Annotated in this window: 25 protein-coding genes; 10 read left to right on the top strand and 15 right to left on the bottom strand. The window is 45.7% G+C overall.

The features are described 5' to 3' along the window. Nucleotides 1-151 precede the first annotated feature (151 nt). A complete protein-coding gene (locus ACHA99_RS11900; RefSeq protein WP_393942906.1) occupies nucleotides 152-2,800 on the top strand; it encodes a diguanylate cyclase domain-containing protein in 2,649 nt (882 codons plus the stop codon). Between the two features lie 47 nt (nucleotides 2,801-2,847). On the opposite strand, the gene rep is transcribed toward ACHA99_RS11900, so the two are convergent. Beyond that, entirely contained in the window at nucleotides 2,848-4,860 is a 2,013-nt protein-coding gene (gene rep / locus ACHA99_RS11895) for a DNA helicase Rep (protein WP_113940857.1), read from the bottom strand. Between the two features lie 234 nt (nucleotides 4,861-5,094). Between rep and ACHA99_RS11890 the strand changes: the two genes are divergently transcribed. From ACHA99_RS11890 to ACHA99_RS11880, 3 genes are all read left to right on the top strand, one after another. Continuing rightward, entirely contained in the window at nucleotides 5,095-5,349 is a 255-nt protein-coding gene (locus ACHA99_RS11890; RefSeq protein WP_006083441.1) for an accessory factor UbiK family protein, read from the top strand. A 94-nt stretch (nucleotides 5,350-5,443) separates the two neighbouring features. Then, nucleotides 5,444-5,809 carry a hypothetical protein gene (locus ACHA99_RS11885; protein WP_263207577.1) on the top strand — a complete coding sequence of 122 codons (366 nt, stop codon included), beginning with the start codon at nucleotides 5,444-5,446 and terminating at the stop codon, nucleotides 5,807-5,809. Between the two features lie 36 nt (nucleotides 5,810-5,845). Further along, the gene (locus ACHA99_RS11880; RefSeq protein WP_173496177.1) at nucleotides 5,846-6,193 is read left to right on the top strand and encodes a hypothetical protein; all 348 of its coding nucleotides are present in this window, start codon (nucleotides 5,846-5,848) and stop codon (nucleotides 6,191-6,193) included. Here the strand turns inward: ACHA99_RS11880 and ACHA99_RS11875 are convergent. After that, on the bottom strand, nucleotides 6,190-7,362 hold the full coding sequence (locus ACHA99_RS11875) for a winged helix-turn-helix domain-containing protein (RefSeq protein ID WP_393942902.1): 1,173 nt from the start codon (nucleotides 7,360-7,362) through the stop codon (nucleotides 6,190-6,192). The two genes, ACHA99_RS11880 and ACHA99_RS11875, sit on opposite strands and share 4 nt — an antisense overlap. Nucleotides 7,363-7,610: 248 nt before the next feature. Here ACHA99_RS11875 and ACHA99_RS11870 point away from each other — a divergent pair, with 248 nt between their 5' ends. The 3 genes from ACHA99_RS11870 to ACHA99_RS11860 all read left to right on the top strand — a co-directional run bounded on the left by ACHA99_RS11870 (nucleotide 7,611) and on the right by ACHA99_RS11860 (nucleotide 10,699). Next, a complete protein-coding gene (locus tag ACHA99_RS11870) occupies nucleotides 7,611-8,141 on the top strand; it encodes a hypothetical protein (protein WP_306683563.1) in 531 nt (176 codons plus the stop codon). Between the two features lie 176 nt (nucleotides 8,142-8,317). Further along, nucleotides 8,318-9,796 (top strand): cell envelope integrity protein CreD, encoded by a 1,479-nt coding sequence (gene creD / locus ACHA99_RS11865; protein ID WP_219234870.1) that lies wholly within the window; start codon nucleotides 8,318-8,320, stop codon nucleotides 9,794-9,796. Nucleotides 9,797-9,889: 93 nt separating this feature from the next. Further along, the gene (locus ACHA99_RS11860; RefSeq protein ID WP_173913158.1) at nucleotides 9,890-10,699 is read left to right on the top strand and encodes a phosphatase PAP2 family protein; all 810 of its coding nucleotides are present in this window, start codon (nucleotides 9,890-9,892) and stop codon (nucleotides 10,697-10,699) included. 83 nt (nucleotides 10,700-10,782) lie between these two features. Here the strand turns inward: ACHA99_RS11860 and ACHA99_RS11855 are convergent, their stop codons facing one another. After that, a complete protein-coding gene (locus tag ACHA99_RS11855; RefSeq protein WP_263163980.1) occupies nucleotides 10,783-11,508 on the bottom strand; it encodes an ABC transporter substrate-binding protein in 726 nt (241 codons plus the stop codon). A 189-nt stretch (nucleotides 11,509-11,697) separates the two neighbouring features. Here ACHA99_RS11855 and ACHA99_RS11850 point away from each other — a divergent pair, with 189 nt between their 5' ends. Then, complete coding sequence (locus ACHA99_RS11850; RefSeq protein ID WP_393942940.1) at nucleotides 11,698-12,198, top strand: Lrp/AsnC family transcriptional regulator; 501 nt, start codon at nucleotides 11,698-11,700, stop codon at nucleotides 12,196-12,198. 340 nt (nucleotides 12,199-12,538) lie between these two features. After that, entirely contained in the window at nucleotides 12,539-13,903 is a 1,365-nt protein-coding gene (locus ACHA99_RS11845) for a sodium-dependent transporter (RefSeq protein ID WP_393942899.1), read from the top strand. A 242-nt stretch (nucleotides 13,904-14,145) separates the two neighbouring features. Here ACHA99_RS11845 and ACHA99_RS11840 read toward each other — a convergent pair whose 3' ends face one another. From ACHA99_RS11840 to ACHA99_RS11815, 6 genes are all read right to left on the bottom strand, one after another. Continuing rightward, the gene (locus tag ACHA99_RS11840; RefSeq protein WP_393942897.1) at nucleotides 14,146-15,021 is read right to left on the bottom strand and encodes a Tim44 domain-containing protein; all 876 of its coding nucleotides are present in this window, start codon (nucleotides 15,019-15,021) and stop codon (nucleotides 14,146-14,148) included. Between the two features lie 303 nt (nucleotides 15,022-15,324). Then, nucleotides 15,325-15,732, bottom strand: a complete 408-nt coding sequence (locus ACHA99_RS11835; protein ID WP_393942895.1) for a hypothetical protein — start codon at nucleotides 15,730-15,732, stop codon at nucleotides 15,325-15,327. Between the two features lie 400 nt (nucleotides 15,733-16,132). Beyond that, the gene (locus ACHA99_RS11830; protein ID WP_393942893.1) at nucleotides 16,133-16,291 is read right to left on the bottom strand and encodes a hypothetical protein; all 159 of its coding nucleotides are present in this window, start codon (nucleotides 16,289-16,291) and stop codon (nucleotides 16,133-16,135) included. Between the two features lie 62 nt (nucleotides 16,292-16,353). Further along, complete coding sequence (locus ACHA99_RS11825) at nucleotides 16,354-16,872, bottom strand: DUF4303 domain-containing protein (RefSeq protein ID WP_393942891.1); 519 nt, start codon at nucleotides 16,870-16,872, stop codon at nucleotides 16,354-16,356. 47 nt (nucleotides 16,873-16,919) lie between these two features. Beyond that, entirely contained in the window at nucleotides 16,920-17,540 is a 621-nt protein-coding gene (locus ACHA99_RS11820) for an imm11 family protein (RefSeq protein ID WP_393942889.1), read from the bottom strand. 368 nt (nucleotides 17,541-17,908) lie between these two features. After that, nucleotides 17,909-18,076, bottom strand: a complete 168-nt coding sequence (locus ACHA99_RS11815) for a hypothetical protein (protein ID WP_242068409.1) — start codon at nucleotides 18,074-18,076, stop codon at nucleotides 17,909-17,911. Nucleotides 18,077-18,490: 414 nt separating this feature from the next. On the opposite strand from ACHA99_RS11815, the gene ACHA99_RS11810 reads away from it, so the two are divergent. Beyond that, entirely contained in the window at nucleotides 18,491-19,072 is a 582-nt protein-coding gene (locus ACHA99_RS11810) for a hypothetical protein (RefSeq protein WP_198573262.1), read from the top strand. A 170-nt stretch (nucleotides 19,073-19,242) separates the two neighbouring features. On the opposite strand, the gene ACHA99_RS11805 is transcribed toward ACHA99_RS11810, so the two are convergent. The 6 genes from ACHA99_RS11805 to ilvG all read right to left on the bottom strand — a co-directional run bounded on the left by ACHA99_RS11805 (nucleotide 19,243) and on the right by ilvG (nucleotide 26,333). Beyond that, nucleotides 19,243-19,503 (bottom strand): hypothetical protein, encoded by a 261-nt coding sequence (locus ACHA99_RS11805; protein ID WP_168825969.1) that lies wholly within the window; start codon nucleotides 19,501-19,503, stop codon nucleotides 19,243-19,245. A gap of 1 nt (nucleotide 19,504) precedes the next feature. Beyond that, nucleotides 19,505-20,638, bottom strand: a complete 1,134-nt coding sequence (locus ACHA99_RS11800; RefSeq protein WP_393942886.1) for a pyridoxal-phosphate-dependent aminotransferase family protein — start codon at nucleotides 20,636-20,638, stop codon at nucleotides 19,505-19,507. 237 nt (nucleotides 20,639-20,875) lie between these two features. Further along, a complete protein-coding gene (gene ilvA, locus ACHA99_RS11795) occupies nucleotides 20,876-22,471 on the bottom strand; it encodes a threonine ammonia-lyase, biosynthetic (RefSeq protein ID WP_393942938.1) in 1,596 nt (531 codons plus the stop codon). A 17-nt stretch (nucleotides 22,472-22,488) separates the two neighbouring features. Then, complete coding sequence (gene ilvD, locus ACHA99_RS11790; protein WP_393942884.1) at nucleotides 22,489-24,348, bottom strand: dihydroxy-acid dehydratase; 1,860 nt, start codon at nucleotides 24,346-24,348, stop codon at nucleotides 22,489-22,491. Nucleotides 24,349-24,405: 57 nt separating this feature from the next. Next, the gene (gene ilvM, locus ACHA99_RS11785) at nucleotides 24,406-24,663 is read right to left on the bottom strand and encodes an acetolactate synthase 2 small subunit (RefSeq protein ID WP_006083459.1); all 258 of its coding nucleotides are present in this window, start codon (nucleotides 24,661-24,663) and stop codon (nucleotides 24,406-24,408) included. Continuing rightward, entirely contained in the window at nucleotides 24,660-26,333 is a 1,674-nt protein-coding gene (gene ilvG / locus ACHA99_RS11780) for an acetolactate synthase 2 catalytic subunit (RefSeq protein WP_393942882.1), read from the bottom strand. The genes ilvM and ilvG overlap by 4 nt, the downstream gene beginning before the upstream one ends. Nucleotides 26,334-26,804: the final 471 nt, after the last annotated feature.

The raw sequence follows: 26,804 nt of genomic DNA, 5'->3' as shown, positions 1-26,804 counted from the left end.
GTTTTGCACTTTTTTTACTGACTGCTCAAGTTTTATCACATTAGCTGACTTTTAAAGCGGAATGCAGCCAAAATATGACTTGGATGTTACAGTATTTCATGCTAATTATAGACTTTGGTAAAAGCAAACATATATTTAACTAGTGAGTATCATGTTTAAGGATGAAGATGAAACTGGCCAGCAGCGTGTGAGTGAAATTGAACGCTTACGCAAAAAAATTATTCGCTTAAAACAATTAGCGCATAAATATAAGCATGCTGAGATCATTCAAAACGCATTACTCGAAATATCCAATATTGCGACTCATGCTTCTTCACTCGAAGAATTCTATGTCGGCGTACATAGCCATCTAAAACAGCTCATTCCCGCTGATAATTTTTTTATTTCAACCCTGGATACTCACACAGGTGAACTCGCCATCCCCTTTTTCGCTGATGAGAAAGATGCCCATCCAGCGGAGCTTTATCCTGAACAATCACTATCTACATTATTACAGCAAGGATTAACAGGCTACGTACTCAGAACTGGGGAAGCTTTGTTGTGTAACAATGACACAGTCAATGAACTGATTGCTGCAGGAGAAATTGTTAATTTAGGTTCTCCCTGTCATCTGTGGCTGGGCGTGCCCATCAAACAAGATGACATAGTAACGGGTGTGTTAGTGGTGCAAACCTATGACACAAATATCAGTTATGGTGAAATCGAACTCGAGTTAATGACGTTCATATGTCACCATATTGCTGGGGTAATGGAACGGCTAAAACATCAAGAACAATTAGAGCAAGCTATCCAGCAAAGGACAAAAGAACTCAGCCAAGCCTACGATAAGTTAAAACTAGAAGTCTATGAACGGCGTAGAGCTGAACGCTTACAAAAATCACTGTTCGAAATCGCCGAGCTAGCAAGTTCCAGTGCAGACAACCCAGACTTTTATGCCCAATTGCATAATGTCATTCGACATTTAATTCCGGCCAATAACTGCTATATCGCGCTTTTGGATGACACAGAAACTCATCTCACGTTTCCTTTTTATGTATCGCAATTAGCCAATAAGCACCCAGGCACTCGGCCGCTACAAGACGGCTTAACCGAATATGTGCTCAAACATAAGCGCCCACTACTGCTAGATCAAAGCAGTATCAATGCATTAATTGCCTCTGGTGAGCTGTATTCCCAAGCGCCAGCGTTAAATCATACTCAAACCATGCATCAGTGGATCGGAATCCCGCTTTTTATCCATGATCAAGTTCGTGGTGCGTTAACGATTTACAGTTTTAGCATGACACAGAATTACCAAGTTAAAGACTTAGAATTACTGACATTTGTATCACAACATATAGGCTCGGCTATCGAGAAAAAGCTGTCCGCAGAGTCCTTACAACGCAGTTATGAAGAGCTAGAAGAAAAGGTTATTGATCGTACCAAAGCGTTAGCCGAACTGAATAAAAGTCTTGAGAAAGAAATTCAACAACGCCGTAGTATGGAAGCCAAGCTAGTTCACGATGCCAAACATGACGCACTTACAGGCCTTCCTAATCGCGCTATGTTTATGGAGCGTTTATCTCAAGCGATCAAGCATGTTCGTCGCCATAGCTTAGAACAGTTTGCCCTACTGTTTATCGACCTCGACCGCTTCAAACAGATTAACGATACTATGGGACACCTAGAGGGTGATAAATTCTTAATTGAGACGGCAAGCCGCCTCAAGTCCTGCATTCGTGATAACGACACCTTAGCGCGACTCGGTGGCGATGAGTTTGTGATACTGCTCGATAGCATTAACAACATCAACGACGCGAAAGATATATCAGAAAGAGTGATCCAAAAAATATCCCAGCCCTATCGACTTGGCACAATGGAATTTAGTTCTGGAGCCAGTATCGGTATCACCATCAGTGGCAAACACAGAATCGATACCAGTGAATCTATGTTACGTAATGCAGATACTGCCATGTATCAGGCGAAAGCCAATGGTAAAGGCTGCTATGTTATTTTTGATGATAACGCCCAACATCAGGCCATACAGGATGTCGAGTTAGAAACTGAATTTAGACATGCATTACACCATGCTGAAATCCAGCTTAGTTACTTACCAGTAGTCAATTTTAAAACAGGTCAAGTGCATGCATTAGAAAGCCGCCTGCTCTGGCAACATCCGCAGCGTGGGCTCTTACAGCAGGAACAACTTAGCACGCTTGCTGAACAGTCACACCTTACCGTTGAGCTCGATAAATATACGATCAGCATCATAAATAGCAGCTATCCCCAACTCCTCAAACAATATGATGAATCTGTTGAATTACATGTCATGCTTTCGAGCCAACATCTCAAGCATAAGCATGTACTGCGCAGTTTGAAAAACACTCTCAAGCAAACCCAGTTAAACCTGAGCCATTTGTGGTTATTCTTCAATGAAAAAGCCCTAGTGCAGGAAACTGAAAATCATATCAATGGCTTTGAATTGTTGCAGAAGCTCGGGGTAAAACTCGGTATCAGCCAGTACGGTAGCGGCTATAGTGCATTAAATAGCTTATTGTTTCTGCCGATAAAAGGCTTAAAACTCGATGCCAACCTCACCAAACAAATACAAGGCGAGCAACAGCTTAAGTTAATGTCAGCCTATCAAAAAACGGCATCAACCTTAGAGCTTCAAACCTTTGTCGATGGCATTGATAACCCTGAACAAAAACGTATCTTCAGTGAACTGGGTTATCAGCTGGGCCAGGGGGCTGCTTTAGCCGACACTTTTACCTTATGTGAAACCCAACCACAGATATGTGCTCAGCTCGAATATGCCTAGTAAAAAATAAGTAGCTGATTTAAAAGAATAGTAAGCGAAACCGCTCGCTATTTTTTAAACATATCTCTTAAGCTAGAAATATTTGCCCGCCCCGTTTGCATCCGCTCCTGTTCCGTTTGTTGTGGCTTACGATTTTCCCACACCACATCATCTTGAGGTAACTCAAGTAAGAAACGGCTTGGCTCACAACGCATGGTTTCACCAAATTGGCGCCTTTCGCGGCAGAGGGTGAACCAAAGCTCTCGTTGAGCTCGAGTGATACCCACATACGCCAACCGACGCTCCTCATCGACGTTATCTTCGTCTATGCTGGTTTGATGGGGCAAAATACGCTCTTCTACTCCAACCATAAACACGAAGGGAAACTCTAAGCCCTTAGAAGCATGCAAGGTCATCAACTGCACCTGATCGCCGCCTTCATCCTCACTATTGCGCTCCATCATGTCCCTGAGCGTCAATCGAGTCACCACCTCTGGCAAGGTCATAGGCTCATCTAACTCATCACCCGCGAGCATCTCAGTCACCCAACGGTAAAGCTCTGAGATATTCTTCATCCGCATTTCAGCGGCCTTGGCACTGGTGCTGGTTTCGTATAAGTAATCTTCGTAATTGATCTTACGGATCAAATGCTTCACCGCCTCGACGGGTTCACCACGTTCGGCATGATCCCCTGTCTCCACGATAAAACGACCAAACTGATACAAAGATGACATAGCCGCAGGCGGTAAATGATGATTCAGTTCAGGCTCAAAAATCGCCGCAAACATAGAAATATGCTTCTCGTTGGCAAAATTACCTAAACGCTCTAAGGTTGATGGCCCTATGCCACGTTTAGGTAAATTAACGATACGCAGGAAAGCGTTATCGTCGTCGGGATTCACCACTAACTTCAAATACCCCATGATGTCTTTAATTTCAGCACGGGCGAAAAATGATGTACCGCCACTCAATTTATAAGGAATACGATTCGTCATCAGTGCGCGTTCGAGTAACCGTGATTGATGGTTACCCCGATACAAAATCGCATAATCGCCAAACTGAGTACGGCCGACAAACTTGTGCCGCACAATTTCGGCAACAACACGTTCAGCCTCTTGCTCCTCATTGGCGGCAAACAGCACCCGCAACGGCTCACCATAGGCAAGCTCGCTAAACAGGGCTTTATCGTAAACATGGGGATTATTAGCGATAAGAATGTTAGCAGCCCGTAGGATCCGCTGGCTAGAACGGTAGTTCTGCTCCAATTTAATCAGCTTAAGCTGCGGAAAATCTTTACCCAATAACACGAGGTTTTGTGGCTTAGCACCGCGCCATGAATAGATTGACTGATCGTCGTCCCCCACCACAGTAAAGCGTGCCCGATCACCCACTAACAGCTTTACCATTTCATATTGGCTGGTATTAGTATCTTGATATTCGTCCACCAGCAAATATTGGATCTTGGTTTGCCAGCGCGTACGCACTTCTTCATGGTGGCGTAACAATAAGGTTGGCATCAGAATCAAATCGTCAAAATCTAAAGCGTTATAGGCTTTCATATGTTGAGCATAACGCTGATACAACATAGCAAATAAGTGCTGTTGCTCATCTTTAGCGATTTTGCGTGCATGCTCGGGAATAATTAAGCCACCCTTCCAGTTTGAAATCGTACTGGCAAGCGCTTTGAGTAAATCTTTATCTTCATCCAACTCGTCTTGGGTCAACTCTTTGAGCAGTGCCAAGGTATCTTGATCATCAAACAGCGAAAAGCCTGGCTTTAAGCCTAAGACCTTATGCTCGCGTTTAATGATCTCAAGCCCTAAAGTATGGAAGGTCGAAATCCACAGACCTCTGGCTTCCTTGCGGCCCATAGACTGAGCGACCCGCTCTTTCATCTCGCGGGCAGCCTTATTGGTGAAGGTCACCGCCGCGATATTACGCGCCTTATAGCCACATTTTTCGACCAAGTAAGCGATTTTATTGATAATGACGCGCGTTTTACCACTACCCGCACCCGCCAAGACTAGGCAAGGGCCTGAAACATAATGAACAGCATCGTTTTGGGCGGGATTGAGTTTCATCTTTGCGCAATATCCAAACAAGTCGACAGAAAGGGATGGGATCATAGCAGAATCGACAGTTTTAAGGCTAACAAATCCCCGCTTAGGTTGAGCAGAACTCAACTCTGTAGATAAGCTTCTCCGTGATATAAACCCCAACAACAGCCAACTAAAGTGTTCACGCGTCTGCTTTACTTTTGAAAGCTAACGTACTGAGTTACAATCGAGCTATTCAGTAAAGAGGCGGACAAGATTATGATCAATCCAAAGAAAATCGAAGAAATGGCGAAACAATTGAGCGAAAGTTTGCCCAGCGGTCTAAAGCAATTTGCCGGTGAATTTGAAGAGCGCAGTAAGCAAGTACTGCAAAATCAATTGCTCAAGTTGGATATGGTTTCCCGTGAAGAATTTGATGTGCAGCAACATGTACTACTGAAAACCCGCGAAAAATTAGAAGCCCTACAAGCTCAAGTCAATGAGTTAGAAAAAAAGCTCAACGCGGCGGGCTAACTTATCATGCATGTTTGAAAGAGCACAGTTAGCGATAGCGCAGCTGTGCTTTTTTGTTTTTAACACTTCAAGCATTGAGTCACTTGGGGAAATAATGCAACAACTCGCCAGCTATATCCTTGCTATTGAAGGCTATCCAAGCCCTGTCTACGTGGTAAGCCAATCAAACGAGCAGCAAACCTATCACGATGATAATGTGGAGATTTGTGAGTCCATAACGCTTTATCACTTCGATAACGGGGTTGTGATTAGCAAGCTAAGCGAGCAAGATAAACAAGTTTATGAGTCAGACATGGTTTGTGAAGATTATTGGCTCAGCTATCGAGTTGTAACAGCTCATATTGCGATTTCGCCGCAGCAAAAATCCTTTAGCAATCTATGTCAGCAAAGCTTTTGGCTTAAGATGCAGCAAGGGCTGGCAGTAAAGCCACCGCTGCAACCAGAGCATAAACAGACTTAATGCTTTAGCGTCGAACAATCAAGGAATGAAGCTACAATGGATGTCACAATCAGCACACACTATCAGGACTATCTTCTTTGGGGATTATTGTTGCTTGGTGGCCTGCCGCTACTCACTTATCCCGGTGTGCTTCTCGCCAGTTTGATGGGATTGGCCAGTCAATCAAGCATTAAACCCGCTTTTATCTATCGATTGATGAATCAGTGTTTTCTATGGGGAAGCCTAGTTTATCCCGCCGTGTATATTCCCTGTTATCGCATTACGAGCGATAGTACTGCGACTTCTTCATCTTTAGTCATTGCTGCGTTGCCACTGCTGTATCTAATCTTACTGTATGGCTGCTTTCGCTTTATGGATGCTCCAACTAAAGAGACAAATAGTTAAAGCTTTTGTTGGCGAGCATACTTTTGCTTAAGGCCTTTATGGTTAGCCTTAACTAACTTCCAGCGGTCACAACCATTGAAACGAGCATATTCACTGACTGCGATATCAAAGGCCGCACAGAAGTCCTCATCTAAGCCATTCACCATCACGCCCTCTTCTAAAATCAATTGCTGTAATAGCAATAGGTTAGCTTGACGATCGGCTTTAACATCCACGCGACCAACAAAAGTGTCGCGCCACAGAATTGCTAAAGAATAATAACCATACTGACGCTTTTCGGCTGGGACATAGACTTCAATTTGATAATCAAAATCAAACCATTGCTTTAATCTTTGCCGTTGGATCAATAAATTATCGAAGGGATTAAGCAGCCACACTTTATTAGGTAATGGTGCATTTAGCTGTAATGAAGGGCGATAAAAGTAGCTTTGGCCCGCCGTCTTAAAACACGCTAATAGCCCGTGAGCTAGCAGCTCTGCCAACTCTTGGGCTACTGCTGATTTCATACCTTTGCGTAAATAAGCCATTTGCGCCGCAGTACCGAAGGCGTGGGCATCGAGATAACGATCAATCAAATAGCGCGTAAACTCACTATCTGTCGGTGCTTTGGCATTTACATCTTGTGGCAACACTCGTGCGGTAAGATCGTAAACCTTTTGAAATTTCTCCCGCCGCACCACCATCAACTCACCACGCATAAACAGCTGCTCTAGGGCTTTCTTCGCGGGCTTCCAATCCCACCAGGTACCGTTTTTAGCTTCACTATGTTCGAAATCACTGGCCTTGAGTGGCCCTTCTGCAAGGATTCGCGCCCGCACTTCCTGCATTATTTTATCGTCGGGCTCAAACCAATGCTTACCGCCATTTTGCAGCAGCTGTTTACGCTGCAAACTAAAACGGTAATCGGCAATCGGTAAATAAGCTGCCGCATGGGACCAATATTCGAAAATCTCTCCTTTGGCTAAAGCCATATCGAGCATCTTTGGCTGATATTCTGGCATACGACTATGCAGCACATGATGATGCGCTCGCTCAACCACGTTGATAGAGTCAATTTGTACATAACTGAGACGTGAAATTGCCTCGGTAACTGAGGTATATGGTTGCAATAATCCTTGCTGCTGCATATTTAATTGCAGCCACTCGCGAGGTGAAAAGGGATTAGGCATCGATTCTCCAAATTCAACGACAAGCAAATACCAAACCAGAGAAAAAATATAACAAACTGAAAATAAAAGTATTTAGCACACTATTCAACTAGCAGGTTTGTGAAATGTACGCACAAGTCTACTCACTAGGCAGTATCTTCGGATAACATAAGCCATTTATACCTTAACGGCTATCGGTTTACCTGCCCGTTAGTTTCACGACTCGAAATAGAGCCTATCTGGCATAGGCTCTTCATTAAGGATTGATGATGAATATCTACTATCGCCACGCACAACTCTGCGGCCGCAAAACGGGTAATGGCACTAAGCTGCCATTTTTGATGAATATCTTGTATTCACTTGCTGCTAAAAATGGCGATCACCAGCCCTTTTCAATGGATGACATTAACGCGGTACTGTTTAATCAGCATCAGTCGATTGGTTGCTCTATCGAGGCGCCGCTACCGATAGTGAGTTGGCGCACCGAAGCGATAGAGTATGAGTTATTTAAAGGCGAAGAGCTGGTGTACCTGCCCCAATGTATCATCTTTAGCAATGGCGCCATTGCCTATGTCATTGTCGTCATGGGTGATGAGTATGAGCTGCGTATTTGGCCCGATTACAGTAACCGTGATAGAGAAAAACACCACTGGTTTTCCCACCATGCCGTAGTCTATTCCGCAGAACTTGACGTCTTTAAGCAAAGCTTCGAAGCACTGCTCAAGCATATTAAAAAAGAAAATGACTACGAGAAAAAACACCCAAAATTTGGCAAAGACATCCCACTATCAGATTCATAAACTTGAATAATGAGTATGGGTTTAGCGGCAATCGCCATAATGTTGCCACTATTGATCAGCAACTTGCCCGCAACTTTTGTAAGAAAATCTGTTTTAATACCCGCCGTGATACCGAGTTAACTCTGCACAATCTTAGCGGATAAGTCTCGGTCGTATTTCATAGGGAATGAAATTCAATGTTCAGCATTATTTTCTGGGTACTCACCCTACTTAGTTTGGCCTTATTTGGTAGCGCAGCCTATTTAGTGGTGCGAGCACTCCTCAAAAAATTTAATCGAAGTCAAGGAATCGATATGTCAGCACAAGAACCGTTGGCAGTAGCCACCGCAAAGGGAACTGCATTAAAAAACACCACCTTATTAAAAGCCTTAACCATTGGCATACTCTCAATCCTCGCGTTGATCCCGCTGGGGATCATTATGGATATGACTTCTGATCGCCAAGCCCTTTACCACAGCGTTGTCGATGAAATCGGCCGTTCATGGGGTGAGCAGCAAACCCTCTCAGGTCCTGCGCTGGTGATCCCTTACAGCTATTTTGTGTTGCAAGAAGAAGTCAGTAACGACGGTAAAACTCGCCATGAAGTGAAGCGTACCTATCAAGATGAGCTAGTGATCCTACCGAAAAAGCTCACCCTCGACTTAGACCTAAAACATGATTTTCGCACCCGTGGCATTTATCAATCGCTGGTGTATAACGCAGCTCTACAAGGTCAGGCCGACTTCAGCCTTAACCGTTATGATATTCCTAACCTTATCGCCTTCGATAACAAAAATGCCCGGTTAGTCTTTGGGGTGTCATCGAATCAAGCAATTGATAAAGTAGAAAAAATTGAAATCACCGGTGAATCGACATTACTCTCTGGATCACTGATGTCGGGCACGGGGTTAACCACTGGCGGTTTAGAAAAAGGCTTTAATCAAAAGATCCAAGTCAGCGAAGCGAGTGATTTTAGTGTGGATTTTGCCATGACACTACGCGGCTCTCAGTCTATCAGCGCATTGCCACTAGGCGAGCAAACGCTAATCAATATTCGCGCCGACTGGCCGCATCCAAGCTTTAAGGGATTATTACCCGCAGAACGGGACATCAACGCGCAAGGCTTTACTGCAAGTTGGAATATCAGCCACTTAACCCGTAACTATCCACAAGAGTTTATTAAGAGTAATCAATCGACTCTCACTGAAGTGTCGGCCAATGCGATTTTATTCGAACCAGTGACTCACTACGGCAAGATTGATCGCTCGGTAAAATACGGCCTACTGTTTATCGTGCTGACTTTTATCATGTTGTTTATCTTCGAAATCGGACAAAAAACCAGCCTAAGCACGATTCAATATGTGTTAGTCGGCAGCGCCATGGCCTTGTTCTATTTGCTACTACTCTCGCTATCTGAGCATCTAGCCTTCTTGCATGCCTATTTAATTGCCGCCTGTATTCCCGTGCTGTCGGTATCGGCTTATGTAGGGAGTGCCACAGCAAGTATTAAGCGCGGTGCATTAGTGGGCATTATGCTGGTGAGTTTATATGCAGTGCTGTACTCGATACTGCAACTGGAAGATTACGCCCTATTGATGGGTTCAGGTTTACTGTTAGTCGTACTGTTGATTTTGATGTTCGTGACTAGGCATCACCCTAAGAACACGGCGCAATAGCGCCCTACCGATCCACCCTTGAAGACCCCCGACAGCGCCATCTTTTGCTGTCGGGATTTTTTTATTGGCAAAACCATTGCCGCGTTGTAGCCTATGGCGTTTTATGAAGAGGCTTATATTTTGACCCATAGCGTCTATCTTTTACGCCGTTTAGGTTTAGCTTGGATACTGTTGGCAACCATTCCGGGCTTACTATTACTGACACAGAATCAGCTGTTTCCACTGATCGATCTGCACTCTACCTTAGCCAAAACCTTATATTGGATTACCATGACTGGCACTGCGCCCTATGGCGTCGCAACAGTCTTGTTTGTATTGGCGATCGCCTATCGTCATATGCCTAAACCACTCTTTATAAGTTTATTTTTTGCCATCAGCCTCAGCCAAGTTATCAGTTTAGGCTTAAGCCACACCCTCAAATCCTATTTTAAAGAACCCAGACCTAATCTCGTTTTTCTAGCAGAACAAGCACTGCCTAAGCATGAACCGCTTTCACTCGATGCCTTTTATCAATTGGATAAACAGTCACGTTCAAAGACAATTGCCAATGCACTCGATGGCTTGATCGCTGCAGAACCTGCCTTGAAACTCGACTCACGGATCCATCAGCATTGGGAAGATGAAATCGGCTATTCTTTTCCTTCGGGACATACCATTTTTGCTGTGACGCTAGTGCTTACCGCCAGCTACTATTTGCTACTCGCTGGATTACCTAGCCTAGTCATGGCGTTATGGAGCTGGGGATTTTTGATGGGATTAAGCCGTATGCTGCTTGGCATGCATTGGCCGCAGGATGTGCTGTTTTCAACCTTTTTAGCCGCCATCATCAGCGGATGTAGCGTGTTCTTTGTCAGTAAGTTGCGTCCACTCTCGCATGCGTTTGCTAAAGGATCTGAACGCTAACGCTGTTAATTCAGCGTCTCGATTTGGCTGTCGACTCACATACGATAGCTTCAAACACTATGAAATTAAATACTTAGGCATTGCTAAGCACTGCCTAAGTATTTTGCCACTAGGGCCTGATAAATCCCATTGGCCTTAATTCTAGCGAGCCCTTGATTGAAAGTATCCCGCGCCACTGAGTTGTGGAACACCATTCGATAGGATGTTGGGGGGAAAATAAAGTGGTAGCTTAATGCTTGCTGGGTATCAACATCATCCTCAACGAACTTATTCAGTTGAGCGAATATATAACGATCCGCAATCACTGTATTAATGCGACCTAAGTACAACATACGGTTCTGGCTTAATTGGCTATCGACTTCGCGATAAATAGTCTGTTGCGCTACGGCATTAAACTCAGGGCCAAGTAAGAAGCGAGCATTTTCAAAAGCGGCGACACTGTACTTTTTAAGATCCACAATACGTGTTATTTCAAGGTGTTGTTCGGCCAAACTGATCGCCACATTGGTATATTCAACATAATCATTGGACCAATAACCATCAACGCCATTTGCAGGGTTCATCGTCATTACAGCATCTAATCGATCTTTATTGAAATATAAAACTTGGCGTTTACGAGAGTAGAATTTGAAGTTGACTGGCTGCCCCATTTCCTTAAACGCGGCCTTAATAATCTCGATCTCAAGCCCTGATTCAGCATCTTCGATAATATAAGGCGGTCGATTTAGAGCGCTACCAATGGTTAACGATGCAGAAAATGCATAAGTCGGTAATATGAATAAGCAGATTAGCAACAAACTCAAGCGCATACAGTGTCTCACTCTTATTAGTATCATAACAATAGCGGTAAATAACGGGAGCTCCAAACAGCGCGACTCCCAAAATCTCTATCCGTTATCACTGTCACAACCTTAAAATGTCTCATTTGATCAAGATTTTTGGCAAAGTCGGCTAAGACTGGCAAACTAGAGGCTGACTCAGTTAACCCTAAGCTTTCGATGACAGACACTCCCCACTACAAACTCGATCAACTCGATTTAACGATTCTGCGCTTACTGCAAACTCACGGCAGATTATCGAATCTCGAACTGGCCAATAAAGTCGGACTATCGCCATCTCCTTGCTCGCGCCGTGTTAAAGCCTTAGAAGAAGCGGGCTATATTGCCGATTATGCAACGCGTCTGTCGGCGGATAAGTTCAACCTGCATTTGACCGCGTATATCCATGTTCGAATGGAGAAACATACGCCGGCGATTCTCAATCAATTTGAAACCAATGCACTCGCCTACGAAGAAGTCCAAGAATGCGCGCTGATCACGGGCTCAGAGGCCGACTACCAACTTAAAGTGCTAGTACAAGATATGGCGCACTTTCGCACTTTCCTGTTAGATAAACTCACGACCAACGTGCATATCGCAGGGGTGCATTCCAGCTTTGTCCTCAAAAAGGTTAAGGACCACACGGCCATTCCCTTAGGGCATGTCAACATTCAAGCATAAGCCAACACCAGACAGTCACAGTAAAGACCGCAAGCAAGACAGCGGCACAAGTAACAGTCATAGCACAAAATAGCGGTTAGACATCTGCCATACGGTATTTTTTGACCATAAGATCACAATTCAATGAATTTTTATCATCGCAATGATTCGCCAAATCTCGACCATCCGCCGCACCTGATAGCAATAAAATCTCGCACAAAACAGATAGGCGGCACACAACATTAACTTATAGCCAAAAACAGATAAACTATTGCCGATTAACACCAAATTAACGCACTAAAATTGCGTTGAAATCCTAATTTATCCGCCTAAGATACGCCTTCTTTTTACGGGAGGCACAATGCAATCGGCCAATACAAGTTCAACTAACCACTTCAGCTCACGCTTAGGTTTTATCATGGCGGCAGCCGGTAGCGCCGTTGGCGTCGGCAATATTTGGGGATTCCCCACCCAAGCAGCCACCCATGGTGGCGGCGCCTTTCTACTGGTGTACCTAGTGCTGATTTTCATCCTAGGCATTCCCATGCTGATGGCCGAACTTATGATAGGTCGCCACGGGCAAACCAACCCCGCCGATGCCATGGGCAAACTCGGCTTCAACTCGCTCACCCGCGGTTTAGGCAAGACCATAGGTTTGCTTTCCATAGTGACAGCGGGATTGATTTATACCTTCTACAGTATTCTCTCCGGCTGGTTTGTCAGCTTTGCCATCGCGCCTATCGCCACAGCCTTTGGCTCGAATGATACCGCCGCTTGGCTAGTGGATTTTTCGCTGTCACGTAATCTGGTGTTTACACTGATCTTCAGCACGCTGGTTTTTCTGGTATTACTGCAAGGCGTGCAAGAAGGCATAGAAAAATGGTCGAAACGCTTAATGCCGTTATTACTGATCATGCTGATCGCGGGCGTGGCGTATATCTTCACCCTAAATGGTACGAGCGAAGGGATAAGCGCGCTACTAACGCCTAACTTTACCAAGGCGCTGGCGCCAGATACCTTGATCAGCGCGCTCGGACAAACCTTCTTCTCCCTCACCATAGGCACAGGTGCCATGATGGTGTACGGCAGTTATCTGAGCCAAAAAGAGAATATCGCCAAACTGACCGTCTGGGTTGCCTTTACCGACAGCGGCATCGCCTTTCTCGCCGCCTTTTTAATCATCCCAGCCATGTATGTCGCCCAGCACAATGGCGTGCAGATTTTTAACGCTGAGGGCAAATTACTCGATTCGGATGCATTAGTGTTTACTGTCTTACCCGCGTTATTTTCCACCTTAGGCGATACGGCTAACCTTATCATCAGCGTGATTTTCTTTGTTCTGCTGATCATCGCGGGTTTAACCTCGGCCATTTCTATCGCCGAAGTGCCGACGAGTTATGTGATGCAAAAGTTCGGACTCAGCCGTCAACGCGCCACCTTGATCATCGGTCTATTGTTGACCTCATTATCCTTATTACTGGCGGTATTTTTTGAGACGCTATTTAGTTTCACTATAATGCTGACCACCCAAATCGCCCAGCCGCTGGTCGCCCTCGGTATTGCGGTTTACTTAGGTTGGATTTGGCGCCAAACCCAGCTGCTCAAGGTAATTCGTGGGCAAGAAGGTGTCGATAGCACAGGACTTTTCTGGCGTATTTGGCCAAGGTACGTGAAGTATGTGTGTCCAGTGCTGATCATCGCCATAGCCATCAGACAATTTGTGTAACCCTTTGAGCGAATAACAAAATCCCCGCTAAGTGCGGGGATTTTTTATTTAGCAATTGATGCACTAATTAACTATTTTCAAATAATCAGCAAAGTCTTGCTGCCGCCAATAGTGAATGCGATGACAGCCGGATTTTTTCAATCTATCGATGACATTGAACTGTTAGGGAAGGCTGGATTGAAACGAAAGGGGATGTAAACAGCAGCCTTAAGAGATTAAGGCTGCTTTAAACACTGAGCTGATTACTGTTCGATACCCACAATTAACCAAGGTGAATTGGCTTGTGTTACGTTACGCTCTAAATGCCAGATTTCCTTAATGTCCTCTTCTACGCCTTCAACGGTATCGCGATAGCGGCCGCTAAATTTAACACTCACTTCCGCAAGATTTGCATTGTGTGTGGCGCGGACAAGTTCTGCATCCAAAAACATCACTTCTGTGTGCTGATCGCCAACTAACTCGCGACGTTGGTTGCTGAGTTCATTGTAAAGATCAATAGAAACATACTCTTGGATTTTGCTTAAGTCGTTTTCATTCCACGCCAATTGCAAGGTTTTGTAGTGACTACGAGCACCTTCCAAAAAGCCGGGTAAATCAAAACCGGCTGGCAAATCAAAAGGAACTGCGCTTGTCGCTTGGCCAAAACCATTGCTGCCACTGTTTGCATTATTTGTAACATTGCTGGCAAAACCTGTTTGTTCAGTCTGTTGGCGCTGCATATTTGGATTGGGTTGGCCAGCACCCGCGTAGGCTGGTCTTGGCTGCGCCCCCGCTTTTGAAGCCATCACAGTACGGACGATTTTGAATAGCACGAATGCCAGCAAACCGATAATCAAAATATCCATGATTTGAATATTTTCAAAACCACCGCCCATAAACAGCGCAGCCAATAAGCCACCTGCTAATAAACCGCCTAACATGCCGCCCATCATACCTTTTTTGCCCGGCGCTCCCGCTGGCGCCGTAGTCGGTGTGTTAGTCGCCGCTGGTTGAGCCGGAGCCGTTTGATGGCTTTTGCCGATAGATTTACTACCGCCAAATTTTTTCGCTTCAACGACTGGGCTAGTAACTAAGCTAACCGCAAAAATCATCGCCAGCATAATAAATAACTTTTTCATTTATAGGATCTTGTTCGTGTAATCTGAGGTGCAGCCATAATAGCGGGATGACATTATATGTCAATTAGCAAAAATCGGAGGCTGCGGAGCGAGGACTTCCTTCTTGCATCAAAACGTTTAATCCAGCTAGCTTAAAATGACTGCACAACTCAATTCACATCGCTACTCCAGTGACACGCCGTAAATATATCCCTATAGGCTCGACGACGGCATCCATGCCGTCAACGGTCACTTCCATATCAATGTGAATTCATTAGCATGGATGAAACAGTTAACCTTTCCCTGTCTTTTCCCCTATCCTGTTCACTCTATCTTTACTGGCAACACGTACCTTCGACTTGCAGATTCGTAAGGGGATGGACAGGTGTAATCAATAACCATCTTAACGGTATAAAAGCTATCATTCGGAGTAAATCCTAAAACTTTAGGAGCTTCATCGGAAAGTGGTAATGTAGTCAAAAATGCAGCAATCTGGTTGTCATTTTTTTCAGTAAAAAAACTGCCAGTTCTAAAAGGACGGCAATCAGAATTAATAACTAAAGGCCCAACAACTTCGATTGACTGACCGATATCACCTTGAGGTTCAATTTTTATAATAAAGCCTAACTCCTTCGCCAATTCAGAAGTCACTATTTCCTCCACTATAGGTGATGATGCAATTGAACTATATGACACTAAAATCAAATAAATTAAACACAATATTCTAATCATCAAAAAATCCTTAGTGATAAATTCAGCGGAGTAATACTCCATATAAAGCAATAACATAATTCGATTTATGTTTTGCTTCAAGCACTATTCATGTATCTACGATGCCACTATCATCCTGTCTTTTTAACTATGTTGCAGTTTATCTTGGGTGGTCTGATTTATGTCTCCTGATTGTTCAACATGGCTCAACTAAGAATGCGTCAAAAGATATAACAATTAGACTCTGTGACGTGAGAAGTGATTTAGCACTGTCATTCCAGTGACGCGCCAACTTTGGTTTAAAAATAAGTCATCCATGCGGGCTCGACGGCGTCATCTGCTGCACACGGAAGTGCGAATGCCGCGATCACAGGACGTGAAAGAGCGTCCAGGCCGCCAACAGTCACTTACATGCCAGTGCTTAATCCCATAAACTGCCGTATATTCTGATAGCCTGAACTACCCAAACCGCAGTCCAGACAGAGGTGACCATCTCAGCAGTCACATCTTTTGAATCAAGATTTAGAATAATCGCCATGAATAAAAGATGCGTTTGTCCTATCTTTTTCATCTTTGTCATCTTTGTCATCTTTTCAAAAAGATACTTAGTTTCTATTTTAATAGATAAATCTGTACGATTAATTAGTCAAACCTTAAAATAAATTTCATTGAAACTGGTGCATCGTTTATTAATTTTGCAGAAGAGTTTTCTATTTCCTCAGACTCATCGTCGTCAGTAATTGAAACAAAACACACTGTCGAATTTAACTCAATAGGCAGTTCTCTTTTTATTCTGACCAGTACATTTGATAATGTCAGAATGAGTTCACTCTTAAACTTTGCAAAGTTTATTTCTCGAGATGAGTCCTCTCGAAGCATCTTGCTTATTTTGGAGAAGGCTCCCGAATTATACCCATCATAAAACCACTCAGATACTGCCCATCTATAGTAATTTTCACACTCTATGCTCTGATCTTCTTCAGCAGCGAGAATGCTTTTAAGCTTACCCTCAGAGCTAGCACTTAATGATGCTGACATGGCACTACTGTCAGTGTAAAGAGATACCGCATAGAATGCCTCATCTTTATTTTCTAACAATAACATCTTGATTGTATCGTATGTAATTTCAAAGCATTTTTCTTCTAACTCAATCCAGTCCATTATTCACTCCTTGTACTTAGCTTCAATATTTTCATTTTATGAGGCACTCAGTCCCATGCAGAATACTGATAATTATCATTTATCGCCTTAAAACTCACACCCGTTAAACCAAGAGCCTCGTACTCGTTTTTAAACTGAATAGAACATACAGAAGCCGCTATCTCGTTACAAAAGAATAAATGTTCACGAATATTATTCTTTATTTTAAATTTATCTATAGACTCATAATATGTCTTCTTTAACCCACGTTCCTCTTGCGTGTTCAATTTTCCAGAATCTAAGTCAATCGAGATAGTATAAGTGGACTCATCCTTATCTAAGATAGACAAATAACTTAGTGGAAAAAATAAAAAGTACTTTTTCTGCGGCCGAACTCCTCGATGCAGGTTAATATCGACAGGAATACGAATACACTTAACATTTAATTTTTCACACAAGTATAACATTTCATTAGAAACTAAATTTTCATCAACCAAATAATCACCATTCAGTTGATATGTTTTTGCTTTAAGAGAATAAGCATTTAAAAAATCACCCTCACATGGTGGTGAGTCATAAAACTCATAGTCAGGTAGCTCAGGAGTCCAATGTTTATCCATAAAATACGGTATTCCCTTACCATCAGGATCTGATTGCACAATAAAAAATGGTTGTAGATTTGTACTCAAAATAACTACCCTGTAATAGGTTAAAAGTTTAATGTCCCTAAGAAAGCATTAGCGCAAACTTGAATTTATTTTAAACATCGTTTTACTCTGTTGCTAGCCATAATATTCCTTCGCAAGTCAAAAAATCTTAACGAGCCACCCATTGTTAAATTCTCGGAATGTATAATTATAAATAACAGACTATCAGGTATACCAAGGGTTTAACGGGATTAAGCACTGTCGTGGAAGTGACCATTGGCGGCATGGTCGCCGCCGTAGGGTCTATAGGGACAACTTATTTTTAAACCAAAGTCGGCGAGTCACTGGAATGAAAGTGTTTAATCAATATCCCAGAGTAAAAATACAGCTTTGTTAATAAAACTCACCTATTACAAACACTTCTTATCCGATGAATCATCGGAAGAAAGTGCGCGGCTAATACTGCCGAAGATAGCGGTTAAAGTCCCGATGCCCACATCCATCTGTCGGACATCGCGACTACGACTATCGTCACCACTGACCTCGCGTTGACTCTGATTACCAGCAGTTTCTCGCACAAAATCACAGCTAGCACTGCTCGAATTTGTCGAGGAACAGCCAGTTAATATCAGTATTAACCCAAAGATTGCTAAACGTAAAATCCCTATACGCGCAGTTAATATATTAGCTCTACACCTCTTCAGGGGCACGTAAACAGAGCGTCACATTCTCGCGGCGATTTAAGATAGGTGGCACTATTTACAAATGCTCAACCAAGCAATTAAGAAGTAACCTCCCCCCCCTGTATATCAAGCATAATAAAGCATAACGTGCTAATTTTGCATACATTTGTGAAGTAAAGCTCAGCACTGACACGCCATGAGATGGCTCCACCGGGATACATCGGATACAATTGTTAACAATACAGGGCGGCAGACGTTACCTAGCCCTTTAAACGGACGTTATTTTAACATTTACTATGGAGTATATACGTGAAAAAAGTGCTTTTATTAAGTGGTATTGTTGCGCTATCCGGTTGCGCCTCAAATCAATACTTACACCCCATGAAAGAAGGACCAAGCGCCAAATTGCGACTAGCCTCTGTGCCTAGCAATAATAATTTTATTAACGTCCCAAGCAGAAAAGATTGCATATCTACTGAATTCGACGCTAAAAGCGGGATTGCTACACTTGGTGTAAAAGCGAACTTAATTAGAAGCCTAAGTAGGCTTGATATGCCCGCGTATGATAAAACGCTGGGTGACTCCCATCAAAATGAAGTCTATATCCCCGCAGAAAAGCCTTTTGCCTTCCAATTTAATGGCGTTGGAATTTCGGGATTTGCCCCAGGGCAAACCGATTCAGGGGGAGCCTTGTATTCTTGGTGCCGCAAAATTATCAGCTTTGAACCCAAAATTAATGGCAATTATGAAGCCCTTTACGATTACGTAAAGCTAGCGAGCGGAAAGGAGACCTGTGGAGTAAAACTCTTTGAGATGGTGAAAACTTCAAGAAATGAATACACAAAAGTTGAAGTCGAAAAATATCAAGTAATTGAAAATTATTGTAAATAAACTTTAGTCATTCAAACTGCCCAGTGGAGAGATTAACACAGCGTATGTATGCAAACAGACTGTCAATTTACCGATAGTGTCATCCCTATTCGTGCAGCCCACCTTACCGCGGCTTTGATCATCATCCCCTCACAGCGGGGATGATGAACACTCAAAGATAACTCACAGCGTTACACGCATTTTCCATCCGATGAATCATCGGAAGAAAGAGCTCGGCTGATGCCGCCAAAGATGACATTCAAGAAGCCGATACCGACATCTTTTTGCCGCTCATCGGCGCTGCCCGTATCGTGGCCGCTCGCGTCGCGCATGCTTTGATTATTGTTGGTTCCGCGCACAAAATCGCAGGAGACATTGCTCGTATTATTCACCGAGCAGGCACTGAGCAAAGCGATCATTAGGCCGCAAAGGGCAAGGCGTAATCTTGGCATATTAGTTCAACACCTCTTCTAATGCCTTGAGGCATAAGGCGACATTTTCGCGACGGGCACCAAAACCCATGAGGCCAATGCGCCATGCTTTGCCCGCAAGGGCGCCAAGGCCGGCGCCGATTTCGAGGTTATAATCCTTCAGCAAACGAGTCCGCACCGCAGCATCATCAACGCCTTCGGGGATGTAAACTGCGTTAAGTTGTGGCAGACGTGAATCTTCGGCCACCACAAAATTTAGCCCTAACTTTTCCAGCCCAGCACGCAGCACTAAATGCATTTCGTGGTGGCGTTGCCACGCATTCTCTAAGCCTTCGGCCGCTAAAATACGCAGGGATTCATGCAGTGCATAAAGCGCATTCACTGGCGCAGTGTGATGGTAACTACGTTTGCCGCCCGCGCTGGTCCAATAGGCCATCACTAAGCTTTGATCGAGGAACCAACTTTGCACTGGGGTCTTGCGATTCTTGAGTTTTTCGACGGCTGCAGGCGAGAAAGACACGGGCGATAAACCCGGTACACAGGAAAGGCACTTTTGACTGCCAGAATAAATAGCATCTATGCCCCATTCATCGACTCTTAACTCAACGCCGCCAAGGGAAGTCACCGCATCAACTATGCTCAAACAGCCATAGGTTTTGGCTAATGCGCACAGAGTTTTGGCATCGGACAAGGCGCCAGTTGAGGTTTCGGCGTGCACAAAGGCTAAAAATTTGGCATCGGGATTGGCTTTCAGTGCCGCTTCAACCTCTGCAGGATCAACAGGTGTGCCCCACTCATTGTCCACCAGCACGGCAATGGCACCCATACGCTCGACGTTTTGGCGCATACGCTCACCAAACACACCGTTACGACAGACAATCACCTTCTCACCCGGCTCGACTAAGTTAACGAAACAGGTTTCCATGCCCGCAGTGCCCGGCGCTGATACCGCCATGGTCATTTCGTTTTTAGTTTGGAAGGCGTATTGGATCAGACTCTTAAGCTCATCCATCATGCCCACAAACAGCGGATCTAAGTGGCCAACCGTAGGTCTGGACTGCGCCGCAAGCACTTCGGGATAAACATCCGACGGGCCAGGGCCCATTAAAATACGGCGAGGAGGATTAAAAGCGGTAAAACGCGGTGCTGGTAACATCATGTCTCCTTAATGCGTGTAGGTGTAGGTCGAAGTCTAGTTATTATTCGTTAGCCAATCGTCAGCGGATTAAGTAAGCGACTTAACTGTGACGTATTAATCGGCGGCTAGAGTATTAAGTCTACAAAACTACCACAAAAAAGGGCGCATGTGCGCCCCTCCTTTAGCCTAACTTTGATCTAACTTGTGCTTAAAATGCCATCTCGCCGATCTAAGCTATGTTCTTCATCACTAACGCTATAAGACTTTGTTGCCGTTACCCGCATTTAAAAACAACTGATAGGCAGGGCTTTGAGTTTCCTCTTGATAGACAAAACCCAACTCAGTTAAAAACTGTTGGAACGGCAAGGCATCACTCGCGGGTACTTCAAATCCCGCCAGCACTCGGCCAAAGGCCGCGCCGTGGTTACGATAATGGAACAAGCTAATGTTCCATTTACTCTGCAAGGTAGTTAAAAACTTCAGCAGCGCTCCGGGATGTTCAGGAAACTCAAAGCTAAATAAACGCTCCTCTAAAGGCTCTGGTGGATGACCTCCGACCATATAACGCACATGCAATTTCGCGGTTTCATCACCGGATAAATCCTGTACTTCAAAACCATTGGCCTCTAAGGTGGCGATGATTTGTTCTAGCTCACCTTGGCCTCGGCTTAAGCGAATGCCGGCAAACACCACGGCCAGATCGCGACTGCTGAAACGATAGTTAAACTCTGTCATCACCCGCTTATCGAGTAACTCACAGAATTTTAAGAAACTTCCCGGACGTTCAGGGACTTTCACCGCCAGTACCGCTTCTTTTTGCTCGCCGAGTTCGCAGCGCTCAGACACATAACGCAGACTGTGAAAATTCACATTGGCGCCACTTAAAATTGCAGCGACTTTCTCACCTCTACCGCTGTCACCACTGGCATTAGCGCTGACATATTTTTTAAGCCCAGCCAAGGACAAAGCCCCAGCCGGTTCGGCAATCGCACGGGTGTCTTCGAAGATATCTTTTACCGCGGCGCAGATTTCATCCGAGGTTACAGTCACTACTTCATCGACATACAGTTTGGCGACTCGAAAAGGCTCAGTGCCGATACGTTTCACCGCCACACCGTCGGCAAATAAACCGACTTGCGCCAGCGTCACCGGCTCGCCCGCTTCCATCGCCGCCTTTAAACAGGCGGCGTCTTCTGGCTCGACGCCGACAATTTTCACCTGAGGCATTACCGCCTTATAATAGGCTGCGATACCCGCGATTAGCCCGCCGCCACCCACGGGTACAAATACCACTTCGAGATCGCGCTGCTGCTGCAACATCTCTTGGGCGATAGTGCCTTGGCCTGCGATCACAGCTTCATCATCGAAGGGCGCTATATAGACTCGGCCCTCATCTTTAGCCATCGCCATCGCAAAGCCATTGGCTTGATCGAAGGCTTGGCCGTGCAATACCACGTTGCCACCTAAACGGCGCACCGCATCGACTTTGATATCGGGCGTTGTCTCGGGCATCACAATCACAGCATCCACACCGCGACTCGCCGCCGACATGGCTACACCCTGAGCATGATTGCCTGCCGAAGCGCACACCACGCCGCGCTGGCATTCTTCTTTCGTCAGCTGGGCGATACGGTTATAAGCACCGCGTAACTTGAAGGAATGCACTGGCTGCATATCTTCGCGCTTCAAAAATACCTGACAACCTAAACGCGCCGATAACTTGTTCATGCTGGAAAGCGGCGTCACTTTCGCTATGTCATACACAGATGACAACAGGATTTTTTGCAGATAGCTTTGTGCCAATTGAAAATGGGCTAAATCCGCCTGAGTTTGCGATGAGAGTGGCAACATAGATGCAGTAAACATAATTAGTCCTCCAGTTTACTGCGATCGCGCACCGCGCCCTTATCGGCACTGGTGGCGAGCATGGCGTAGGCCTTAAGCGCGAGTGATACATAACGCTCGCGACCGATAGGTTTCCACGCCATTGGGCCAAGACTGTGCATTTTTTCGCGGCGAGCATTGAGTTCAACATCACTTACTGCCAACTTGATGCTGCGCTTTGGAATATCAATTTCGATGCGATCGCCATTTTCAATCAAGGCGATAGTGCCGCCAGCGGCAGCTTCGGGTGAGACGTGGCCAATCGATAAACCTGAAGTGCCACCGGAGAAACGACCGTCGGTTATCAACGCACAGGCCTTGCCTAAACCACGTGATTTTAAGTAACTGGTTGGATACAACATTTCTTGCATACCTGGGCCACCTTTCGGGCCTTCGTAACGGATAACCACCACGTCACCCGCCACCACTTCACCACCTAAAATGCCCGCCACGGCATCATCTTGGCTTTCATAAACGCGCGCCGAGCCAATAAAGGTCAGATTCGATTCATCCACGCCCGCCGTTTTAACGATACAGCCGTTCTCGGCCACATTACCCGACAATACGGCAAGGCCACCTTCTTGGCTGAAGGCAAATTCACGGCTACGGATACAACCTTCTTGCCTGTCGTTATCCAGTGACGGCCAGCGACAATCTTGGCTAAAGGCTTTAGTGGTCGGAATGCCCGCAGGCCCCGCCATAAAGAAGTGTTTTACCGCATCATCTTGGGTTTGCATTATGTCGTACTTGGCGAGCACCGACTTTAAATTGCCACCCTCATCCGCCGCCACATGGAACACATCGGTATGCAACAATCCGGCTCTGTCGAGTTCACCTAAAATCCCCATCACGCCACCCGCACGGTGCACGTCTTCCATATGGTACTTAGGCGTCGATGGCGCAACTTTACAAAGGTGCGGCACCAGGCGCGACATACGGTCGATATCCGCCATGGTGAAATCGACATCGGCTTCCTGCGCGGCGGCCAATAAATGCAATACGGTATTAGATGAACCGCCCATGGCGATATCTAAGGTCATGGCATTTTCGAAAGCTTTAAAGTTCGCGATATTGCGTGGCAATGCCGATTCATCATCTTGATGATAATAACGTTTTGCCAGCGCCATCACACGCCGACCCGCTTCCAAAAACAGCTCGCGACGATCGGCGTGGGTTGCCAGCATAGAACCGTTACCCGGCAGCGATAACCCTAGGGCTTCGGTTAAACAGTTCATTGAGTTAGCGGTAAACATGCCAGAGCAAGAGCCACAGGTTGGGCAAGCGCTACGCTCGATTTTAGCACTGTCTTCATCGCTCACGTTCGAGTCGGCGCCCGCAACCATAGCATCGACTAAGTCGAGTTTGATGAGTTTATCCGACAGCTTAGTTTTACCCGCTTCCATCGGTCCGCCGGACACAAACACGACGGGAATATTGAGGCGCAGCGCCGCCATCAACATGCCAGGTGTGATCTTGTCGCAGTTGGAGATACAGACTAGAGCATCGGCGCAGTGGGCATTAACCATGTATTCCACACTGTCGGCGATAAGTTCACGCGATGGCAGGCTATAAAGCATACCGCCGTGGCCCATGGCGATACCGTCATCGACGGCGATCGTATTGAATTCTTTGGCGATACCGCCCGCTTCTTCGATGGCGCTCGCCACCAGTGACCCCATGTCTTTTAAGTGCACATGACCCGGTACAAACTGAGTAAAGGAGTTAGCAATGGCGATAATTGGCTTACCAAAATCATTGTCTTTCACCCCTGTGGCGCGCCATAGCGCACGGGCACCCGCCATATTGCGGCCTTCGGTACTGGTAGCTGATCGTAACTTTGGCATTGACTGTATCCTTTATCTCAAATCGAAAATCGTATTCTTAATTCACATGGCGAATGCTTAAGCATTCGCCGTTTGTTGCAAGCTCAGCGGTAACAATACCTTACACTGGGTCACATCAATCAGTTTATTCAACTGATTACTTAACAGTTCGATGGCACGTTCGCTATCGACCTCCATATCCAGCGACAGGCTCGCATCGTCATTCATACGCATCTGCATTTGGGTAATCGTAAAGCCTCGATGGCGAGTCACGCGCAAAACACGCTCAAGCACTTCGGGGCGTTGTTGAACCGTTAATTCCAGAGAGTGGATCATGTTTGTTTCTCCATTTCGTCCATCATATCGCTGTTTGATGCGCCGGGGGGCACCAGTGGCCAAACGTTAAAAGCATCGTCGATTGCAACGTGTAACAAATACGGGCCCTTAGCCGCTAACATTTCGGTTAAGGCTTCTTCCACTTCGTCGGAAGAAAAAATCGTCCGGCCGGGGATATCAAAGGCGGAGGCCAATAACACAAAATCTGGGTTATCAGATAAATCCGTTTCGCTGTAACGCTCTTCAAAGAATAGCTGTTGCCACTGCTTCACCATGCCGAGTTTTTGATTGTCGATCAGCACTATCTTCACCGGCAACTTACGGCGTTTGATGGTGGTCAGCTCCTGCACATTCATCATAAAAGAACCATCACCAGAGACAGTCACCACAGTCGCATCGGGACGGGCCACTTGCGCACCAATGGCGGCGGGTAAGCCAAAGCCCATAGTGCCTAAGCCAGCGCTGGACAGGTGATCTTCTGGACGGCGGAACCACATATGCTGGGCCACCCACATTTGGTGCTGGCCCACATCGCAACAAACAACATTGTCTTCGGGTAATTTATTGGCTAAACGGCGCAGTAGCGCAGGCGCATAGATCAAACTGCCGGGGTGTTGATAATCCCATTGATGCTTACGGGATAAATGCTCCACCTCAGCCTGCCAAGGCGTAATGTTCATCGACATGGCTAAGGCGGGGAGGATTTGGCGTAAGTCACCGGCGATTGCCACCTCTGGCATACGTAACTTGCCCAGCTCAGCGGCGTCTATGTCTAAATGGATCACTTTGGCCTTGTCGGCAAAGCTCGCTAAACGGCCGGTGACTCTGTCGTCGAAACGGGCGCCCACCACGATCAGCAAATCACAATCCTGTACCGCTAAGTTAGCCGCCTTGCCACCATGCATGCCTAACATGCCTAAGTAACCGGGCGTGCCGTGGGCGATACTGCCAAGCCCTTTCAAGGTCGCGACCGAAGGTATACCCGTTATTTTGATAAACTCACGCAGTTGATCGACCGCGCCCGCCATGCCTACACCACCGCCGACATACAACATAGGTTGTTTCGCTTCTGCCAACAGCGCACGGGCGGCGTCGATATCACTCATCTCTGCTTGGGGTTCGTTCATGACGGCCAGCAAAGGTGTACGGTATTCGAGGTGAGCGAGTTGGATATCCTTCGGGATATCGACCAACACAGGGCCAGGGCGGCCGGATGCGGCGATCTCAAAAGCTTGATACAAGGTTGGGATAAGATCGTTGATGTTTGTCACCATAAAACTGTGCTTAGTGCAGCTCAGTGACATGCCCAGCACATCGATTTCTTGAAATGCATCTGTGCCGATAACGGCGGTGGAGACTTGGCCTGTGATAGCCACGATAGGCACTGAATCTAACAGCGCGTCGGCTAAGGAAGTGATCAGGTTAGTCGCGCCTGGGCCTGAAGTCGCAAAGCACACGCCGGTTTTACCGCTGGCTCTTGCGTATCCTACGGCGGCAAAGGCGGCGCCTTGTTCGTGACGGCTGAGCAGATGTTCGACAGGGCTTCCATAGAGGGCATCGTATATTGGCATAATGGCACCACCTGGATAACCAAACACTGTGGTGACTCCATGTGCTGCTAACACTTTGATTACCGCGTCTGCGCCTCTGATCATCTGCCCTGGTTCCATATTATCTCTCGCTACGTTAGTCCTGAATTGCCGAAAATCGACGCTAATTTTTTACTCTTTCGAAGCTTAGAACCTTGCTCTAGGCCCTGAAACGAAGAACCCCCCGGTCCTTTCGGAGCGGGGGGTTCTTTCGAAACTTTTAACCTTTTAGGTCTATCAGTTTGCCATGCGCCGCCCCCGCTGTGATTTAATAATCACGACGGTAATAATCACGAGAATGAGCTTGGCAGCTTGGTTAAACATCAATATGGATTCCTAATCGGTGTTTCTAAAATTTGGGTATTGAATGAAAGTTAGTATCGCTTTGGGCTTTGCCCTAGCGCGAGCTATTAGCTTTACCATAAAGCAACGGCCAAACACAATAAAAAATATCTTTTGTCAAAAAAAATTCAGCTTCCCTGCCGAGACAATGCAAAACAACAAAGTAAAACGTTAACTGTTGAGCCTCAGTCGGCGCGATTCACCTACTGA

Origin of the sequence: Shewanella sp. S23-S33, from assembly GCF_043359565.1 — a bacterium.
GTDB classification, from domain to species: domain Bacteria; phylum Pseudomonadota; class Gammaproteobacteria; order Enterobacterales; family Shewanellaceae; genus Shewanella; species Shewanella oncorhynchi.
This window is presented reverse-complemented; position numbering and strand designations above follow the sequence as displayed.

What these genes read in the sequence shown, in the direction of transcription:
- ACHA99_RS11850 (WP_393942940.1), top strand. Translation starts at nt 11,698, where the DNA reads ATGACAGACACTCCCCACTACAAACTCGATCAACTCGATTTAACGATT.
- ACHA99_RS11880 (WP_173496177.1), top strand. Translation starts at nt 5,846, where the DNA reads ATGGATGTCACAATCAGCACACACTATCAGGACTATCTTCTTTGGGGA.
- ACHA99_RS11800 (WP_393942886.1), bottom strand. Translation starts at nt 20,638, where the DNA reads ATGTTACCAGCACCGCGTTTTACCGCTTTTAATCCTCCTCGCCGTATT.
- ACHA99_RS11835 (WP_393942895.1), bottom strand. Translation starts at nt 15,732, where the DNA reads ATGATTAGAATATTGTGTTTAATTTATTTGATTTTAGTGTCATATAGT.
- ACHA99_RS11900 (WP_393942906.1), top strand. Translation starts at nt 152, where the DNA reads ATGTTTAAGGATGAAGATGAAACTGGCCAGCAGCGTGTGAGTGAAATT.
- creD (WP_219234870.1), top strand. Translation starts at nt 8,318, where the DNA reads ATGTTCAGCATTATTTTCTGGGTACTCACCCTACTTAGTTTGGCCTTA.
- ACHA99_RS11885 (WP_263207577.1), top strand. Translation starts at nt 5,444, where the DNA reads ATGCAACAACTCGCCAGCTATATCCTTGCTATTGAAGGCTATCCAAGC.
- ACHA99_RS11825 (WP_393942891.1), bottom strand. Translation starts at nt 16,872, where the DNA reads ATGGACTGGATTGAGTTAGAAGAAAAATGCTTTGAAATTACATACGAT.
- ACHA99_RS11855 (WP_263163980.1), bottom strand. Translation starts at nt 11,508, where the DNA reads ATGCGCTTGAGTTTGTTGCTAATCTGCTTATTCATATTACCGACTTAT.
- ilvG (WP_393942882.1), bottom strand. Translation starts at nt 26,333, where the DNA reads ATGGAACCAGGGCAGATGATCAGAGGCGCAGACGCGGTAATCAAAGTG.
- ilvD (WP_393942884.1), bottom strand. Translation starts at nt 24,348, where the DNA reads ATGCCAAAGTTACGATCAGCTACCAGTACCGAAGGCCGCAATATGGCG.
- ACHA99_RS11840 (WP_393942897.1), bottom strand. Translation starts at nt 15,021, where the DNA reads ATGAAAAAGTTATTTATTATGCTGGCGATGATTTTTGCGGTTAGCTTA.
- rep (WP_113940857.1), bottom strand. Translation starts at nt 4,860, where the DNA reads ATGAAACTCAATCCCGCCCAAAACGATGCTGTTCATTATGTTTCAGGC.
- ilvM (WP_006083459.1), bottom strand. Translation starts at nt 24,663, where the DNA reads ATGATCCACTCTCTGGAATTAACGGTTCAACAACGCCCCGAAGTGCTT.
- ACHA99_RS11830 (WP_393942893.1), bottom strand. Translation starts at nt 16,291, where the DNA reads ATGACAAAGATGAAAAAGATAGGACAAACGCATCTTTTATTCATGGCG.
- ACHA99_RS11870 (WP_306683563.1), top strand. Translation starts at nt 7,611, where the DNA reads ATGAATATCTACTATCGCCACGCACAACTCTGCGGCCGCAAAACGGGT.
- ACHA99_RS11860 (WP_173913158.1), top strand. Translation starts at nt 9,890, where the DNA reads ATGGCGTTTTATGAAGAGGCTTATATTTTGACCCATAGCGTCTATCTT.
- ACHA99_RS11875 (WP_393942902.1), bottom strand. Translation starts at nt 7,362, where the DNA reads ATGCCTAATCCCTTTTCACCTCGCGAGTGGCTGCAATTAAATATGCAG.
- ilvA (WP_393942938.1), bottom strand. Translation starts at nt 22,471, where the DNA reads ATGTTGCCACTCTCATCGCAAACTCAGGCGGATTTAGCCCATTTTCAA.
- ACHA99_RS11890 (WP_006083441.1), top strand. Translation starts at nt 5,095, where the DNA reads ATGATCAATCCAAAGAAAATCGAAGAAATGGCGAAACAATTGAGCGAA.
- ACHA99_RS11805 (WP_168825969.1), bottom strand. Translation starts at nt 19,503, where the DNA reads ATGCCAAGATTACGCCTTGCCCTTTGCGGCCTAATGATCGCTTTGCTC.
- ACHA99_RS11845 (WP_393942899.1), top strand. Translation starts at nt 12,539, where the DNA reads ATGCAATCGGCCAATACAAGTTCAACTAACCACTTCAGCTCACGCTTA.